Here is a 16837-nt window from a genome sequence, read left to right as displayed (position 1 = left end):
CGGGAGTCGCGGGCGGTCAGGGTGCGGCGGGCTCCGGCGGACGGGGTGGGGCGTCCAGGAGGCGGGTTACGGTTTCTTGGACGGCGGCGCGGACCTGGGGTGGGTCGTCTAGGTCGAAGCCGACTGCCAGGCCGTCTTTGAGGAGCATCAAGGCCTGCGCGGTGCGGTCGGGGGTCGGGTGGCCGTCGGCGGCCAGGAGGTCGCGGAACAGGGTTCGGAGCCACTCCCGGTGGTCGTCGATGGCGCGGCGCACCGGGTGGGCGGGGTCGGGGTACTCGGCGGCGGCGTTGATGAACGGGCAGCCGCGGAAGGCGGGGTCGGCGCCGAACCGGCACATCCGCTCGAACGCGGTGGTGACGGCCTCGCGGGGCGTCGCGGACTCGGGCACGTCGGCGAGGCCGCGCTGCCGCCGGCTCTGCTCCACGATGTAGGCGCGGACGAGGTCGTCCTTGCTCGGGAAGTGGTGGTAGAAGGTCGCCTTCGCCACCCCGGCCTCGGCGATGATCCGGTCGATGCCCACGGCGTGGACGCCCTCTGCGTAGAACAGGCGCATCGCGGTGTCGAAGACGCGGGTCCAGGCCGCGCTCCGGCGCGGGGGCGAGCTCGTGGTCACGCCTTGACGCTACCAGACAGATCGGTCTAGTCTCCTGAGGACCGAGGCAGACAGAACTGTCTGTCTAGCTAGGAGAAGAGGCAGCTCATGAGGCAGTACACCGCCACCGCGACCGCGACCGGGCGGGACGGGCGCGCGTTCACCCCGGACGGGCGGCTGGACCTCCAGATGGCCCTGCAGAAGGAGCTCGGCGGGAGCGGCGACGGCACGAACCCCGAGGAGCTGTTCGCGGCCGGCTACGCCGCGTGCTTCGCCAGCGCCATGCAGCTCGTGGCGCGGAAGCAGAAGATCGACGTGACCGGCCTGTCGGTCACCGCCGAGGTCGGCCTCAGCTCGAACGGCGCGGGGGGCTTCCAGCTCGACGCCGTCCTGCGGGTGCAGTTGCCCGACGCGCTCGGCGCGGAGACCAAGGAGCGGCTCATCGAGGCCACCCACCAGGTGTGCCCGTACTCCAACGCCACCCGCGGCAACATCCCGGTGGAGCTGGTGGCGCTCTGACCGCGCGGCCGACCGGGCCGCCGGTGGCCTCATCCGGCCGTCGGCCCGGTCCGGCCGCGCCGCGGGGTCAGTGCTTGCGCGCGACCCCGCAAAGGGTGGAGGTGTTGGGCGTCTCGCCGAACGGGCTCGGCTCGGGGCGCCACTTCTCGCACGCCACCACGCCGGGCTCGATCAGCTCGAAGCCGTCGAAGTAGCCGACGATCTGCTCCGGGCGGCGCAGCCGGTACGGGACGGCGCCAGTGTCGTCGTACTCCTGCTGCGCCTTGTTGTGGGCCTCGTCGGTGTCGGTGTCGTCGTAAAGGGCGAGGTAGCTGCCGGAGGGCAGGCCGCCCATCAGCGTCCGGATGATGTGCAGGACCTCGTCATAGGAGTCGATGTGCCCGAGGACGCCCATCAGCATCAGGGCGATCGGGCGGTCGAAGTCGAGCTTGCCCCGGGCGACCCGGAGGATCTGCTCGGGGTCCCGCATGTCGGACTCGATGTAGCTGGTCTCGCCCTCGGGACGGCTCGTCAGCAGGGCGTGCGCGTGGGAGAGCACGAGAGGGTCGTTGTCGACGTACACGATGCGCGCCTCGGGCGCGACGCGCTGCGCGACCTCGTGGGTGTTGTCGACGGTGGGCAGCCCGGTGCCGACGTCGAGGAACTGGCGGACGCCCGCCTCCCCGGCCAGGTACCGGACGGCGCGGGCGAGGAAGTGCCGGCCGGTCCGCGCGATGTCCACGATCCCCGGATAGATGCTGACGTACTGCTCGCCGGCCTCGCGGTCGACCGGGTAGTTGTCCTTTCCGCCGAGCCAGTAGTTCCATATCCGCGCGGAGTGGGGAACGGAGGTGTCGATCGCGTTGACCGGATCGTCGGCCATGGTCTTCTCCCTACTGTGCTCCACCGGTGGTCGCGCATAAAATAGATCATCTTCCGGCGCCGCGATACCGACCGACGAAGCGAGGCCTCCGGTGTGTTTTCGGCGGCTTGCCGCGATAGGGATGACCCTGCTATTGCTCGGCGTGCTCGCAGCTTGCGGCGGGGCGCCGCCCAGGGAGCAGCGGGCCCGGGTGGAGGTCGTCCTGCTCGTCGACGGCGGCGCGCACGTCGATCTGTACGCGGCGGGGCGGCTGCGGTCGGACGCCGATGCGCGGGCCCTGGCCGGACGGATCGCCAGGGCGATGTTCCCCGGCGCGAAGAGCGTCCGCGTCCGGACGCGGAAAAGCCGCGGGGTGCCGTTCACCCGCGCGGAAACCGATCGCGCTTACCGGACGGGACGGAGTCCGTCCCTGCTAATCGACACTTCCGGGGCGGCGCGCGAACTCGCCGCGCGCGGTTTCGACGACACGGCCATGAAATTGCGGCTTCCGCCGGTACCGGCGACGGTGCGGCCCGACAAATCCGGGGCCCGCCTCTGGCACCTGCGCAAAGGCGCGCCGGCGCCCGTCGTCCGCATCGATATGCGGCCGGAGCCGGGACGCTGGTACGGCGTGATGGTGCTGCCCGTGCTGGGCGCGCTGGGAGTGGGGCTGGCCTTCTTCGTCCGTCGCCGCGCGCTGGCGGTGCCCGCGGCCGCGCTCGCCGTCACCGCCGCCGTCCTGGCGACGCCGCTGGGCGCGGGACGGCGCGGGGCCGATCTCGGCGTCGCCGGGCTGCTCCATGGGACGGCGCTGGACGTGGCGTCCGTCGCGCCGCTCACGGCCATCCCCCTAGGCCTGCCTGCGGCGATGCTGCTGGTCGCCATGGCCGTCCGGGGGCTGCTCGGCCCGCCCGCCCGGCACGAGCACGAGGCGCCGCCGCGCGACACCGGCGTCTTCTGGTGATCTTGAACGGCCGGGCATGCTCGCCCAGGGTCGATTGATCGTAAACTGAGGGTCATGTCCGGCGACCGCCCCTCATGCACATGCGTGATGTGCCGTGACTACGGCGACCGCGACCGCCTGGACAACTTCCAGCTCCGCACGATCGTGCACATCACCCAGTACGGGTGGAGCGTCGTCCTCGTCCAGCCGGACGAGGAGGGGCCCGGCTGGGCCTACACGGTCGGCCTGTGGCACAGCCACCGCGCCCCCGAGCTCGCGATGTTCGGCGGCGACGTGTACGAGACGGAAGAGATCCTCAACATGCTCGGCCGGGAGACCGCCGAGGGGCGCGGCCCCGCGGACGGCGAGCGCCGCGACGGCGTCGTCCGGGGGCAGCAGGCGGCGTTCCGGGACGCCGACCCGCACTGGTTCGACGGCCTGTTCGGCGGCGCCGTGGCGTTCTACCGGCGCCCGCCGCTGCCGATCCTCCAGGTCGTCTGGCCCAACGGGGAGGGCCTGTTCCCGTGGCAGCCCGGCACCGACCTGCCCTTCCGGCACTCCCAGCCGTGGCTGTGGCTCCACCCCCGCCAGCATCCGGCCGGCGCCTGGACCCGGCGGCTGTCCGACAAGCGGCCCGACTGGCGGCGGTGACCGGCCGCTCCGCCCCGGCGGCTCCGGCGGCCGCTTCCCCGGCCCGCCGCCCGGCCAGGGCGTACGATCGGCGGGTGTACGGGCCCATCGCCGACACCATCCGCACCCAGCGCCTCGTCCTGGAGCCGCTGGCGGTCCACCACGCGGATGAGATGGCCCCCGTCCTGGACGATCCGCGCCTGCACCGCTACATCGGCGGCGAGCCCCTCACCCTGGAGGAGCTGCGCGCCCGCTACGCGCATCTGGCCGCGGGTCCCGCGCCCTTCCACCAGGAGTACTGGCTGAACTGGATCGTCCGCCGCGCCCGGGACGGCCAGGCCATCGGCTACGTGCAGGCGACGGTCACGCCGGCGGCGCCGGAGTACACGGTGACCCCCGCCTCGGCCGGGTCGACGGTCACGCCGGGCCCGCCGCGGCTGACCGCGTCGGTCGCCTGGGTGATCGGCATGCCGTACCAGGGCTTCGGGTTCGCCACCGAGGCCGCCCGCGCGCTGCTGGACCGGCTCGCGGAGCACGGCGTCCGCGACGTGGTCGCGACCGTCCACCCGGACAACCGCGCCTCCGCGGCGGTCGCGGACAGGATCGGGCTGCGCCGGACCGGGGAGACCCGCGACGGCGAGATCGTCTGGCGCCTCCCCCGCCCCGCTCCGCCGTGACACCCTTGGTGGCGGGCCGTGGCGCGCGGGACGTGAGCGGGTAGGCCACAATCGACGGGCCAGGACGAACCGGTCGAGGGGTGGAGGAGCATGCGGGAGGTTTGGCCCGGGGATCCCTATCCGCTGGGCGCCACCTGGGACGGCACGGGCACCAACTTCGCGCTGTTCTCCGAGGTGGCCCGGCGGGTCGAGCTGTGCCTGTTCGACGCCGACGGCCGCGAGACGCGGCGCGACCTGCCCGAGGTCGACGGGTTCGTCTGGCACGGGTACCTGCCGGGGATCGGGCCCGGCCAGCGCTACGGGTACCGGGTGCACGGGCCGTTCGACCCCCGCGAGGGGCACCGCTGCAACCCGTCCAAGCTGCTGCTCGACCCGTACGGCAAGGCCGTCGCGGGCGCCGCCCCGAACGAGCTGATCCGGTGGCACGAGTCGCTGTTCTCCTACCGGTTCGCCGACCCGGACGCGCTCAACGAGGACGACAGCGCCCCCTACATGCCGAAGAACGTGGTGGTGAACCCGTTCTTCGACTGGGGCGACGACCGGCCGCCGCGCGTCCCCTACCACGAGAGCGTCATCTACGAGGCGCACGTGAAGGGGCTGACGAAGCTGCACCCCGGCATCCCGGAGGAGCAGCGCGGGACCTACGCGGGCCTCGCGCACCCGGTGATGGTCGACCACCTGCTCGACCTCGGCGTGACGGCGGTCGAGCTGATGCCGGTGCACCAGTCGGTCCCCGAGCACGCGCTGGTGGCGCGGGGCCTCGACAACTACTGGGGCTACAACACGATCGGCTTCTTCGCGCCGCACAACTCCTACAGCTCGTCCGGGCAGTCCGGGGAGCAGGTGCTGGAGTTCAAGGCGATGGTCCGCACCCTGCACGAGGCGGGCATCGAGGTCATCCTGGACGTGGTCTACAACCACACGGCGGAGGGCGACCACCTGGGCCCGACGCTTTCGTTCCGGGGCATCGACAACGCCTCCTACTACCGGCTGCGCGACGACGACAAGCGCTACCACCTCGACTACACCGGCTGCGGCAACTCGCTGAACGTCCGGCACCCGCACGCGCTCCAGCTCATCATGGACTCGCTGCGCTACTGGATCCTGGAGATGCACGTCGACGGGTTCCGCTTCGACCTCGCCTCGGCGCTGGCCCGCGAACTGCACGACGTCGACCGGCTCGCCGCCTTCTTCGACCTCGTCCAGCAGGACCCGGTCGTCTCCCAGGTGAAGCTCATCGCCGAGCCGTGGGACGTGGGCGAGGGCGGCTACCAGGTCGGCAACTTCCCGCCGCTGTGGACGGAGTGGAACGGCAAGTACCGCGACACCGTCCGCGACTTCTGGCGCGGCTCCTACGCGACCATGCCGGAGTTCGCGTCCCGGCTGACCGGCTCCTCCGACCTCTACGAGCACAGCGCGCGCCGCCCGTTCGCCTCCATCAACTTCGTGACCTGCCACGACGGGTTCACCCTCACCGACCTCGTCTCCTACGACCACAAGCACAACGAGGCCAACGGCGAGGACAACCGCGACGGCACCGACGACAACCGCTCGTGGAACTGCGGCGTCGAGGGGCACTCGCACGACCCCGGCGTCCTCGACCTGCGCGCCAGGCAGCGCCGCAACTTCCTCGCGACGCTGTTCCTGTCGCAGGGCGTGCCGATGCTCTCCCACGGCGACGAACTCGGCCGCACGCAGCGGGGCAACAACAACGCCTACTGCCAGGACAACGAGATCGCCTGGGTCCACTGGGAGGACTCCGGCGACATGGAGTTCGTCCGGCTCCTGTCGCGGCTGCGGCACGACCACCCGGTGTTCCGGCGCCGCCGCTTCTTCACCGGGACGGGCCGCGGCGCCGCCGCCGACATCGCCTGGCTGACCCCGGCGGGCGAGAGGATGACCGACCACGACTGGAACGTCGGCTTCGCCAAGTCGCTCGGCGTGTTCCTCAACGGCGAGGCCATCACCGAGCCCGACCCGCGCGGCCGGCGCGTCCGGGACGACTCGTTCCTGCTCCTGATCAACGCCGGGTCGGAGCCGGTCGAGTTCACGCTGCCCGGCGCCGAGTTCGGCGAGCGCTGGGAGTTCGCCCTCGACACCGCCGAGCCCGGCACGGTCGGCGAGCGGCCCCGCCTCAAGGCCCGCGACGCCGTGGCGGTCGGGGACCGCGCGCTCGTGGTCCTGCGGCGCGGGGCGTGAGCCGCCGGGCTCACCTCCGGGTGACCTCCATCGCCGTCAGGAAGACCAGGACGAACGTCGTGACCGCCACCGCGCCGTGGACGGCGACCGCCGCGGCGGGGAACGCCTGCTCCGCGCCCCTGGCGTGGCGGCCGCCGCGGCCGACGAGCCAGCGGGTGAACAGCAGCAGCCCCTGGATGATGACGACGAACAGGGCCGCGAAGGCGACCCAGGCGTAGGCGGCCTCCCCGGTGGCGACGTAGGCGATCCACACGGCCAAGCCCGCGACGGCCGACAGCGGATGCCCCGCCACGACCAGCAGCGGGAACCGCGTCACCTTCGTCGAACGCCCCCCGTTGACCAGCCACACGACCAGCAGGTACCCGCCCGCGACGGCGGCGATGATCCACGCGCCCAATGCGGCGTACTCCACCCCCGCTCCTTTCGTGAGATTCTCCCCCGTCCCCCGACGCCTAGTGTCGCTCCACAGCGCTTCCGGCATGACGGATTCGCACACATTGGAGGACAACCCGTAATTCCACTGGTCAAGTCGTCCGCCGGGCGGCCCGCGAGCGACCGTCGAGTAGCTTGAGACTCCTATGCGGATCCTTTCTCCCGAGCCGGGCGAGGCCGACCTCGCCGAGCGCTACGCCTATCCGGACGGCACCACCTGGCTGCGGGCGAACATGGTCGCCAGCCTGGACGGGGCGGCCCAGCGCGACGAGCGCAGCGGCGGCCTCGGCAACGCCGCCGACCGGCACCTCTTCCTGCTCCTGCGCGGCCTCGCCGACGCGGTCGTCGTCGGCGCCGGCACGGTGCGCGCCGAGGGGTACGGGCCCGTCCGGCCGAGCGAGGGCTGGGACGGCGTCCGCGAGGGCCGGACGCCCGTGCCGCCGCTGGCCATCGCGTCCCGGTCCCTCGACCTGGACTTCGACGCGCCCGTCTTCACCGAGGCGCGGGTCCCGACGATCGTGCTGACGACCGCGACCGCCGACCCGGTGCGGCTGAAGACCGCGCGGGAGCGCGCGGACGTCATCGTCGCCGGGCACGACTCGCTCGACTTCCCCACCGCCGTAGCGGAGCTCGCCGCGCGCGGCCACCGGCGCCTGCTGTGCGAGGGCGGCCCGGCCCTGCTGGCGCAGATCACGGCCGCCGGGCTGCTGGACGAGCTGTGCCTCACGCTGAGCCCGCTGCTGCTCGCCGGGCATCCGGCGGGGATCCTGAACGGGCCGCCCCTCCCCGTCCCGCCGGAGATGACGCTCGCCGACGCCCTGCAGGACGGCGACTTCCTCTTCCTGCGCTACACCCGCAGCCGGTAGCGGACGAACAGCACGCCCTCGTCCAGGTAGAGGGCGGACGGTTCGAGCGGCACCTCGGCGCCGAGCCCCTCCAGGAGGCGGGTGTGCCGCGAGCCTCCGACGAGGGTCGGGGCGATGTTGAGGCACAGCTCGTCGACGAGGGACGCCCTGATGAGCGCGGTGGCAAGCGACGGGCCGCCCTCGCAGAGGAGGTGCTCGTAGCCGAGTTCTTCGCGGAGCACCCTGACCGCCGCGGGCAGGTCGACGTCGTCGTCCCCTTCGGCGACCACCTGGAGGTAGTCCGGGACTCCGGCACGGGCGTTCCGGGTCGTCACGACGACGGTGGGCGTCTCGGCCTCGGTGAACAGCGGGAGCGTCCAGTCGAGGTCGAGGGAGCGGCTCACCACGACGATGGGCGCGGGCGGGCCGCCGCGGCGCGCGCGCAGATCGGAGCGCAGGCGCGCCGGGCCGAGGCGCCCGGTGCGGACGGTCCCCGCGCCGACGAGGATCGCGTCGGTCAGGGCGCGCAGGGTCCGGAAGACGCGGAAGTCGGCGTCGCCGCCGAGGCCGTCGGTCCAGCCCTCGGCGTCGGTGACCGAGCCGTCCGCGCTCATGACCATGCCCAGCCGCAGCCGGGGCAGGTCGCCGTACACCTCGTAGGGGTCGACGCCCGCGGCGGCGGGCTCGGGGAGCAGACGGCGCATGACCTGCACGTTATCGGACCCCCGGGATGTCCTTTTGTCGGTGGCGGGGCGCAAGATGGGGGGCATGGACCTGCCGATCAGCCCGCCGCTGCCGCCGATGCTGGCCAAGGCGGTCAAGACCATGCCCAAGGGCGACCTGCTGTACGAGCCGAAGTGGGACGGGTTCCGCTGCATCGTCTTCCGCGACGGCGACGAGGTGGAGCTGTCCAGCCGCGGCGAGAAGCCGCTCACCCGCTACTTCCCCGAGCTGGTCGAGGCGGCGCGGCGCGAGCTGCCCGAGCGGTGCATGGTGGACGGCGAGATCGTCCTGCCGAAGGGGACGCGCCTCGACTTCGACGGACTCCAGCAGCGCATCCACCCGGCCGCGTCGCGGATCAAGCTGCTGTCGGAGCGGACGCCGGCGTCGTTCGTGGCGTTCGACCTGCTCGCCCTCGGAGACGAGTCGCTGATGGAGGTGCCGCTCGGCGAGCGGCGGCAGCGGCTCGTCGACGCCCTGGCCGGCGTCAAGGCGCCCTTCTACGTCACGCCCGCCTCCGACTCCTACGAGCTGGCGCTGCGCTGGTTCGACGAGTTCGAGGGCGCCGGGCTGGACGGCGTCATCGCCAAGCCGCGCGACGTCCCGTACGAGCCCGACAAGCGCGTCCTGTTCAAGGTCAAGCACGAGCGGACGGCCGACTGCGTGGTGGCGGGCTTCCGCTGGCACAAGTCGGGCCCCATCGTGGGGTCGCTGCTGCTCGGCCTGTACAACGCCGAGGGCGGCCTCCAGCACGTCGGCGTCGCGGCCTCGTTCACGATGAAGCGCCGGGCCGAGCTGGTCGAGGAGCTTCAGCCCTACCGGCTGGAGGACCTGTCCGAGCATCCGTGGGCGGAGTGGGCGAACCAGTCGGAGGCGACCGTCGACCGCATGCCCGGCGCGGTCTCGCGCTGGACCGGCAAGAAGGACCTCAGCTGGGTGCCGCTGCGCCCCGAGCTGGTGGTCGAGGTGGCCTACGAGGCGATGGAGGGCGACCGGTTCCGGCACACCGCCCGGTTCCGGAACTGGCGCCCCGACCGGACGCCCGACTCCTGCACCTACGAGCAGCTGGAGGTGCCGGTGGCCTACGACCTCGACGACATCTTCGGCGGCCCGGCGACGAGCCCGCGCGTCGACCGCTGAGTGCGGGCGGGCCCGGCGCCGAACCGCGTCCGGCACCGGGCCCCGGCCGGGACGCCCCGCTCCGTCGGGGGGCGTCCCGGCCGTCCGCCCGTCAGGGCTGGGTCTCGTTCTGGACGGTCTGCCGGATCACTTCCTCGTCCGGCCGCGCCGCCATCTTGGCCGACACGTACGGGCGCAGGTACGTCTGGTTGACGCCGGGGACGCGGTCCTCGATGACGAACGTCGCCTTGGTGGAGATCGCGGCGCCCGGGGTCCGGACGGTCGGGAGGGTCTTGAAGTCGGCCTTCATCTCCTCCTTGCCGATCGTCGTCATCACGTACCCGCGCTGGTTGTTGTAGAAGCGCAGGTGCGGGTTGATCTTGAGGAAGGGGTGCGCGGCGGGGTCGGAGTCGGCGCCGTCGCCGGTGCTGGTGATCGACGTGCACACCAGCTCCGCGCCGACCGTCCTGGAGCCGGGGTCGTCGTAGTCGGCCTTCAGGTCGCTCGCCCAGTGGGCGTGGACGTCGCCGGTGAGCACGACGGGGTTGCGGACCCCGGCGTCCAGCCAGCCCTTGGTGATCCGGTCGCGGGAGGCGACGTAGCCGTCCCAGGCGTCCATCGAGGTCTTCTTGACGGGCCCGGCGGTGTTGTCGCGCTGGGCGAAGAACACCTGCTGGCCGAGGACGTCCCAGCGGGCGTCGGAGCGGCGGAAGCCGTCGAGCAGCCACTGCTCCTGCCGGTCCCCGGTGATCGAGCGCTTCGGGTCGACGGCCTCGGGGCAGTCCTTGTAGCCGTCGCCGCAGCCCTGGTCGTCGCGGAACTGTCGGGTGTCGAGCATGTGGAAGTTGGCGAGCCGCCCCCACCGGATCCGCCGGTAGAGCTGCATGTCGGGGCCCGCGGGGACGGACCGGCGGCGCAGCGGCATGTTCTCGTAGTAGGCCTGGAACGCGGCGGCGCGGCGGGCGCGGAAGCTCTCGTAGGAGGGCGTGTCGGAGTTCGCCTCGGGGATGTAGCCGGCCCAGTTGTTCTCGACCTCGTGGTCGTCGAACACGACGAGCCAGGGCGCGGCCTCGTGCGCGGCCTGCAGGTCGCGGTCGGACTTGTACTGGGCGTGCCGCAGCCGGTAGTCGGCCAGCGTGACCGTCTCGGGGCCCTCGTGGTCGCGGACGTTGCCGCCCGGGATCTTGTAGACGCCCTTCTTGTACTCGTACTGGTAGTCGCCCAGGTGCAGGACGAGGTCGGGGTGCTCCTCGGCGAGCCGCCGGTACGCCGTGAAGTAGCCGTGCTCGAACTGGGAGCACGACACGAACGCCATGGCGAGCGCCGGACCGAAGACGGCCGGGTGGGGGGCGGTGCGCGTCCGCCCGACCGGGGAGATGTGGCCGTCCACGCGGAAGCGGTACCAGTACTCGCGGCCGGGGCGCAGGCCGCCCAGCTCGACGTGGACGGAGTGGGCGCCCTCGGGGCGGGCGGCGGCGGTCCCGCGCCGGTCGATGCGGCGGAACCGGGGGTCGGAGGAGACCTCCCAGCGGACGGGGACGGTCCGGGCGGGCATGCCGCCGAGGCCGTCCTCGGCGTGCGGGTCCAGGGCCAGGCGGGTCCAGAGGACGAAGCCGTCGGGCTCGGGGTCGCCGGAGGCGACGCCCAGCGTGAACGGGTCGGAGGGCAGGGCGCGCGACCGCGGGGCGGCCAGGGCGGTGCCGGGCACGCCGGTCACGGCGGCGGCGGTGAGGAGTCCGCTGGTGGCGAGCCCGCTGGTGGCGAGGAAGGCGCGCCGGTTCAGCGGGCGGGCGGAGTCGGCCATGGAGGAGTGACCTTTCGGAGGGGTCCGGCAGTGCTCGCCGGAAAGCCTCACGAAGATCGATGACCAGGGGGTACCGCGCGGATGACACCCGCCACAACAAAGACGATCTTTTGGGCGGAACTAGAAGATCACGCGGACCCGCGGAAGGGTGCTAGACTCCGGAGTCGCAAAAGCGCATACAGATACTCCACCCTACGAATAGGAGTGTAGTCCAGGCATGGGACTTCGTCAAGCGGGCGCTGTCAACCCGGAACGGGAAGAAAAAGCGACGCGGACCGCCGTGCAGGTCGAGCAGGAGTACGTGTCCGGCGTGTACGCGCGCCTCGACGCCGAGCGGGACAAGGCCGCGGCCGCGCTGCGCGAGGGCCCGGCGGCGGGCGGCGGCGCGGCGTTCCAGGCACGGGTGGAGAGCGCCATCGCCACCGACGAGGCGGCCCGGCGCCTCGTCCGGCTGAACGCCGTCGAGCACGGCCTGTGCTTCGGCCGCATCGACCACCGCGCGGACGCCGACGGGCCGGGCGACACCTTCTACATCGGCCGCATCGGCCTGCGCGACGAGGACCACGAGCCCCTCCTGATCGACTGGCGCGCCGCCGCGGCCCGGCCGTTCTACACCGCCACGCCGGGGGCGCCCGGCACGCTCGCGCGCCGCCGCCACCTGCACCTGCGCCACCGCGAGGTCGTCCGGCTGGACGACGAGGTGTTCGACCTGGAGGGCCTGGAGGAGTCCGAGCGCGGCGGCATCGTCGGCGAGGCCGCCCTGCTGGCCACCCTCCGCCGCGGCAGGACGGGCCGGATGAGCGACGTCGTCGCGACCATCCAGGAGGAGCAGGACCTCGTCATCCGCTCCGGCCTCCAGGGGGTGCTGGTCGTCCAGGGCGGTCCCGGCACCGGCAAGACGGTCGCCGCCCTGCACCGGGCCGCGTACCTCCTCTACACGCACCGCGACGTCCTGGAGCGGCGCGGCGTCCTCATCGTGGGGCCGAACGCCACGTTCCTGCGCTACATCGAGCAGGTGCTGCCCGGCCTGGGTGAGACGGACGTCGCCCTGGCCACGGTCGGCGAGCTGTACCCGGGGCTCAAGGCGACGGCCGCCGAGACCCCCGAGGCCGCCGTCGTCAAGGGCGGGCTCCGCATGGCCGACTTCGTGAAGGCCGCCGTCCACGACCGGCAGCGCGTCCCCGCCGGCGGGCTGCACGTCGAGGTCGACGGCCTCACCCTGATCGTGGAGACCGAGAAGTGCGAACAGGTCCGGGAACGCGCCCGGGCCCTGCGCGCACCGCACAACGTGCAGCGGCGCCGGTTCGTCCACGACATGCTGGAGGCGCTCGCCGTCAACCGGGCCGAGCAGTTCGACCGCATCATGGACGAGCCCCTTGAGGAGATGGCCCGCTCCGGTGGGCTGCCCGGCTGGCTCCAAGAGCTCATCGACGAGGCCGAGGACGAACCCCTCCTGGACGAGACCGACCTCCGCCTGGCCAAGGAGGCCCTCTGGCAGGACCCGGCGGTCAGGTCCGCCCTGGACGAACTCTGGCCCGACCTGACCCCCGAGCGGCTCTTCACCGACCTCTACGCCTCCCCCGAAGCCCTCGCGCGCGTGGGCACCGAGGCCGGCCTCTCCCCCGACGAGTGGACGCTCCTGCACCGCCCGCCCGGCTCGCCCTGGACGGTCCCGGACGTGCCCCTCCTGGACGAGGCCGCCGAGCTCCTCGGCAAGGACGACTCCGCCGACAAGGCACGGGAGCGCGCGGCGCAAGCCAAGCTCGCCGAGGAGGAGCGCTACGCCCGCGAGGTCATGCAGACGACCGACGGCGCCGAGATGATCCTGGCCAGCGATCTGATCTCCGCGAGCGAGCTGGCCGAGCGCCACAACGACGGCGGCCCGCGCCTCACCACCGCCCAGCGCGCCATGGCCGACCGCGAATGGGCCTACGGCCACGTCATCGTGGACGAGGCGCAGGAGCTCTCGGAGATGGCCTGGCGGACCGTGATGCGCCGCGTCCCGACGCGCTCCCTCACGGTCGTCGGGGACATCGCCCAGACCGGCAGCGCCGCGGGCGCGGCGTCGTGGGGCCAGATGCTCGACCGCTACGTCCCGGGGCGGTGGCGCGAGCAGCGGCTCATGGTCAACTACCGCACCCCGGCCGCCATCATGAAGGTCGCCGCGGACGTCCTGGCCGCCGTCGCCCCGGACCAGACGCCGCCCGAACCCGTCCGCGACGACGGGCCGCCGCCGGCCGCACTCGCGCTGCCGATCGACGAGCTGCCGTCCCTGGTCCGCTCGGAGCTGGTCCTCGTGACGGGCGGAGAGGACATCGGGGGCGCCTTCAAGGAGGGCCGCCTCGCCGTCATCTCCTCGGCGGCGCGCCACGCCGAGGTCCTGCGGGCCCTCCCGGACGCCGCGGTCGGCGCCACCCCCGAGGCGCTCGACTCGCCCGTCGTCGTCCTGACCGCCGAGGAGGCCAAGGGCCTGGAGTTCGACTCGGTCGTGGTCGTCGACCCGTCCGGCATCCTCGGCGAGTCCGCCAAGGGCGGCCAGGACCTCTACGTCTCGCTCACGAGGGCCACCCGCCGCCTGACCGTCGTCCACGACGGGGACCTGCCGCCCCTGCTATCGGCTCTGGAGTAGGCCGGTCAGGGTCCTGCCGAGCTCGGCCCTGACGACGTCGCTCGCCGCCGCCGGGTCCTGGGCGCGGATCGCCTCGACCAGGGCGGCGTGGGCGGCCCGGCCGTGCGCGGCGTCGGACGCGCGGACGTCGACCAGGGCGGCGAGGTCGAGCAGGCCGTCGCGCAGGACCGGGACGAACCCGGCGAAGAGGTCGGCGAGGACCGGGTTGTGCGCGGCGGCGATGACGGCGGTGTGCAGGGCGATGTCGGCGTCGATGAACCCCTCGACGGCGCGGCCGTCGAGGGCCGCGTCGCGGGCCGCGAGCGCCCGGTCGAGGTCGGCGAGGTCGCCGGAGGTGCGGCGCTCGGCGGCCAGCTCGGCGGCGCGGACCTCCAGCATCTCGCGGATCTCGTAGACCTCGGCGACGGAGGCGCGGCGGAGCCGGGCGGGCCAGTCCTCGGCCGGCTCCGTCGCGATGACGAAGACGCCCGCGCCCTGGCGGGCCTGGACGAGACCGGCTCCGGCCAGGGCGCGCAGGGCCTCGCGGACGGTGGAGCGGCCCACGCCGAGTTCCTTGGCCAGCGTCGTCTCGCCGGGGAGCCGCGTCCCGACCGGCCATGCCCCGCCGGAGATCTGGTCGCGCAGGCGCTGGGCGGCCTGCTCGACGAGCGGGCTGGGACGGAGCGGGCCGAGCGGCATCGGGGTCCTCCGGGACGGTGGCGGGCCTCCAGGGTAGGCCACCTCAGCTTGTCTGAGGAGCTGAGGTGTGGTTGGGTGGGCGGCGTGTCGTGGCAGGGCCTTCTCCTCGGTCGCCGCGGCGGGGCCTGATCCGGACCGGCACCCCGCCGCGGGGTCCGGTGCTGCCGGTCGTCCGGCGATCGAACGGAACAGGCCCGTGAACACAGACACGCGACTGAACGAAGACACGCGATTCCCGACCCTGCGCACCCCGACCGGCCCGGTGGCGGACGGCGCGCCCTTCTGGAACCCCCAGCGCGGCAGCTCCATGCCGTCCCACCGGTACCGGTCCGCCCACGAGCGCGTGCCCTCGCCCGTGCCGGACGTCGAGCGCGGCTGGCCGTCCAGGCGCATCGAGAGCGCGCCCCTGTGGGTGCCGGTCGACCTCCGGGACGGCAACCAGGCGCTGGCCGAGCCCATGGACACCGCCCGCAAGCGCCGCATGTTCGACCTGCTCGTGACCATGGGCTTCAAGGAGATCGAGGTCGGCTACCCCTCGGCCAGCCGGACCGACTTCGACTTCGTCCGCCACCTGGCCGAGGCCGGCGTCCCGGACGACGTGACGCCCGTGGTGTTCACGCCCGCGCGCAGGGAACTGATCGAGCGGACGTTCGCCTCCATAGAAGGGCTGCCCAGGGCGGTCGTCCATCTGTACACGGCGACGGGGCCGGTATGGCGGGACGTCGTCCTCGGATCCGACCGGGACGGGGTGCGGCGGCTGATCCTGGACGGCGCGGCCGACGTGGCACGGCTCGCCGGGCCCGGCGTGCGGTTCGAGTTCTCCCCCGAGACGTTCAACGTCACCGAGCCGGACTACGCGCTGGAGGTCTGCGACGCGGTCACCGCGCTGTGGGACGCCTCGCGCGACCGCCCGGTGATCCTCAACCTGCCCGCCACCGTCGAGATCGCCACCCCGAACGTGTACGCCGACCAGATCGAGTACATGCACCGCAACCTCGCCCGGCGCGACGCGGTCATCCTGTCGGTCCACCCGCACAACGACCGCGGGACGGGCGTCGCGTGCGCGGAACTGGCGATGCTGGCCGGCGCGCAGCGGGTCGAGGGCTGCCTGTTCGGCAACGGGGAGCGGACGGGGAACGTCGACCTGGTCACGCTGGCGCTGAACCTGCACGCCCAGGGCGTCGACCCCCGGATCGACCTCTCCGACATCGACGAGATCCGGCGGACGGTCGAGCACTGCAACCGGCTCCCCGTCCACGAGCGCCACCCGTACGGCGGCGACCTGGTGTACACCGCGTTCTCCGGCACCCACCAGGACGCGATCGGCAAGGGCATGGCCCGGCACGCGCGCCTCGCCGGCGAGCGGGGCGTGCCGCCGGAGCGGCTGCCGTGGGAGGTCCCGTACCTGCCGATCGACCCGGCCGACGTCGGGCGCGGGTACGAGGCGGTCATCCGCGTCAACAGCCAGTCGGGGAAGGGCGGCGTCTCCTACCTGCTGCGGACGGGGTACGGCCTCGACCTGCCGCGCCGCCTGCAGATCGAGTTCTCCCAGGTCGTGCAGCGGGCGACGGACGGCAGCGGCGAGGAGGTCACGGCGGCCGAGCTGTGGGAGCTGTTCCGCGCCGAGTACCTGGACCGGCCGGGACCGGTCCGCGTGACCGGCTGGCGGACCTCCCACACCGGCCCCGCGCGGCACGACTTCACGGGCGTCGTCCGGGTCGACGGCGACGAGCGCGAGCACACCGGCACCGGCAACGGCCCGCTGGACGCGCTGACCGGCGCGCTCGCGTCCGCCGGGATCAAGGTGGACGTCCTGCAGTACGCCGAGCACGCGACCGAGGCCGGGCAGGGCGCCATGGCCGTCGCCTACGCCGAGTGCCGCGTGGACGGCGTGACCCGCTGGGGCGCGGGGCGCGACACGTCCGTGCTCACCGCGTCCGTGGAGGCCGTCCTGTCGGCGGTCAACCGCGCTAAGAGCGGTTAGACGACTTCAGGGACCGTCTCCACGTCAGGCCGGTTCCGGGGATGCGCAGCGTCATCTGCCGGCGCCCGTCCGCCCCCCTGGTGTAGCGGGCGCCGCGCGCCCCGACGCTGTGCCCGACGCCCTTCTTGGAGAAGTTGAGGCGGAACGGGCCCATCTTGAGTGACTTGCGATAGCTCCAACCCATGCGGCGGGGATGCCCGGTCGGCACGCCGGGCATCCCCGCCA

At 73.1% G+C, this 16837-nt stretch carries 16 protein-coding genes; 9 read left to right on the top strand and 7 right to left on the bottom strand.

Going from position 1 to position 16837, the window contains the following annotated elements; translation table 11 throughout:
• Positions 1 to 16: 16 nt before the first annotated feature.
• Complete coding sequence (locus K4S16_RS42980) at positions 17 to 613, bottom strand: TetR/AcrR family transcriptional regulator (RefSeq protein ID WP_200842455.1); 597 nt, start codon at positions 611 to 613, stop codon at positions 17 to 19.
• Between the two features lie 87 nt (positions 614 to 700).
• On the opposite strand from K4S16_RS42980, the gene K4S16_RS42975 reads away from it, so the two are divergent.
• Entirely contained in the window at positions 701 to 1111 is a 411-nt protein-coding gene (locus tag K4S16_RS42975; protein ID WP_149264882.1) for an organic hydroperoxide resistance protein, read from the top strand.
• Positions 1112 to 1178: 67 nt separating this feature from the next.
• On the opposite strand, the gene K4S16_RS42970 is transcribed toward K4S16_RS42975, so the two are convergent.
• Positions 1179 to 1973 (bottom strand): SAM-dependent methyltransferase, encoded by a 795-nt coding sequence (locus K4S16_RS42970; RefSeq protein ID WP_149264881.1) that lies wholly within the window; start codon positions 1971 to 1973, stop codon positions 1179 to 1181.
• 121 nt (positions 1974 to 2094) lie between these two features.
• On the opposite strand from K4S16_RS42970, the gene K4S16_RS42965 reads away from it, so the two are divergent.
• From K4S16_RS42965 to glgX, 4 genes are all read left to right on the top strand, one after another.
• Positions 2095 to 2916, top strand: a complete 822-nt coding sequence (locus K4S16_RS42965; protein ID WP_149264880.1) for a hypothetical protein — start codon at positions 2095 to 2097, stop codon at positions 2914 to 2916.
• A gap of 54 nt (positions 2917 to 2970) precedes the next feature.
• On the top strand, positions 2971 to 3546 hold the full coding sequence (locus K4S16_RS42960; RefSeq protein ID WP_149264879.1) for a DUF4262 domain-containing protein: 576 nt from the start codon (positions 2971 to 2973) through the stop codon (positions 3544 to 3546).
• A 74-nt stretch (positions 3547 to 3620) separates the two neighbouring features.
• Positions 3621 to 4202 carry a GNAT family N-acetyltransferase gene (locus K4S16_RS42955; protein ID WP_149264878.1) on the top strand — a complete coding sequence of 194 codons (582 nt, stop codon included), beginning with the start codon at positions 3621 to 3623 and terminating at the stop codon, positions 4200 to 4202.
• A 90-nt stretch (positions 4203 to 4292) separates the two neighbouring features.
• Positions 4293 to 6401: a glycogen debranching protein GlgX gene (gene glgX, locus K4S16_RS42950; protein WP_149264877.1), complete on the top strand. Its 2109-nt coding sequence runs from the start codon at positions 4293 to 4295 to the stop codon at positions 6399 to 6401.
• Positions 6402 to 6411: 10 nt separating this feature from the next.
• Here the strand turns inward: glgX and K4S16_RS42945 are convergent, their stop codons facing one another.
• The gene (locus K4S16_RS42945; protein ID WP_149264876.1) at positions 6412 to 6813 is read right to left on the bottom strand and encodes a hypothetical protein; all 402 of its coding nucleotides are present in this window, start codon (positions 6811 to 6813) and stop codon (positions 6412 to 6414) included.
• Positions 6814 to 6979: 166 nt separating this feature from the next.
• On the opposite strand from K4S16_RS42945, the gene K4S16_RS42940 reads away from it, so the two are divergent.
• Positions 6980 to 7699 carry a pyrimidine reductase family protein gene (locus K4S16_RS42940; protein ID WP_149264875.1) on the top strand — a complete coding sequence of 240 codons (720 nt, stop codon included), beginning with the start codon at positions 6980 to 6982 and terminating at the stop codon, positions 7697 to 7699.
• On the opposite strand, the gene K4S16_RS42935 is transcribed toward K4S16_RS42940, so the two are convergent.
• Positions 7681 to 8382 (bottom strand): dihydrofolate reductase family protein, encoded by a 702-nt coding sequence (locus K4S16_RS42935; RefSeq protein ID WP_149264874.1) that lies wholly within the window; start codon positions 8380 to 8382, stop codon positions 7681 to 7683. The genes K4S16_RS42940 and K4S16_RS42935 overlap by 19 nt on opposite strands.
• 64 nt (positions 8383 to 8446) lie before the next feature.
• On the opposite strand from K4S16_RS42935, the gene K4S16_RS42930 reads away from it, so the two are divergent.
• On the top strand, positions 8447 to 9538 hold the full coding sequence (locus K4S16_RS42930) for an ATP-dependent DNA ligase (protein WP_149264873.1): 1092 nt from the start codon (positions 8447 to 8449) through the stop codon (positions 9536 to 9538).
• A gap of 91 nt (positions 9539 to 9629) precedes the next feature.
• Here the strand turns inward: K4S16_RS42930 and K4S16_RS42925 are convergent, their stop codons facing one another.
• Positions 9630 to 11321: an alkaline phosphatase gene (locus tag K4S16_RS42925; protein WP_149264872.1), complete on the bottom strand. Its 1692-nt coding sequence runs from the start codon at positions 11319 to 11321 to the stop codon at positions 9630 to 9632.
• Between the two features lie 217 nt (positions 11322 to 11538).
• Between K4S16_RS42925 and K4S16_RS42920 the strand changes: the two genes are divergently transcribed.
• Positions 11539 to 13950: an ATP-binding domain-containing protein gene (locus tag K4S16_RS42920; RefSeq protein WP_149264871.1), complete on the top strand. Its 2412-nt coding sequence runs from the start codon at positions 11539 to 11541 to the stop codon at positions 13948 to 13950.
• Here K4S16_RS42920 and K4S16_RS42915 read toward each other — a convergent pair.
• Entirely contained in the window at positions 13933 to 14628 is a 696-nt protein-coding gene (locus tag K4S16_RS42915; RefSeq protein ID WP_149264870.1) for a FadR/GntR family transcriptional regulator, read from the bottom strand. The genes K4S16_RS42920 and K4S16_RS42915 overlap by 18 nt on opposite strands.
• A 307-nt stretch (positions 14629 to 14935) precedes the next feature.
• On the opposite strand from K4S16_RS42915, the gene leuA reads away from it, so the two are divergent.
• Positions 14936 to 16612 carry a 2-isopropylmalate synthase gene (leuA, locus tag K4S16_RS42910; RefSeq protein WP_149264892.1) on the top strand — a complete coding sequence of 559 codons (1677 nt, stop codon included), beginning with the start codon at positions 14936 to 14938 and terminating at the stop codon, positions 16610 to 16612.
• Here leuA and K4S16_RS42905 read toward each other — a convergent pair.
• On the bottom strand, positions 16599 to 16796 hold the full coding sequence (locus K4S16_RS42905) for a DUF4236 domain-containing protein (protein WP_149264869.1): 198 nt from the start codon (positions 16794 to 16796) through the stop codon (positions 16599 to 16601). The two genes, leuA and K4S16_RS42905, sit on opposite strands and share 14 nt — an antisense overlap.
• Positions 16797 to 16837 lie beyond the last annotated feature (41 nt).

Source organism: Actinomadura sp. K4S16 (assembly GCF_008327685.1).
Taxonomy (GTDB): domain Bacteria; phylum Actinomycetota; class Actinomycetes; order Streptosporangiales; family Streptosporangiaceae; genus Spirillospora.
This window is presented reverse-complemented; position numbering and strand designations above follow the sequence as displayed.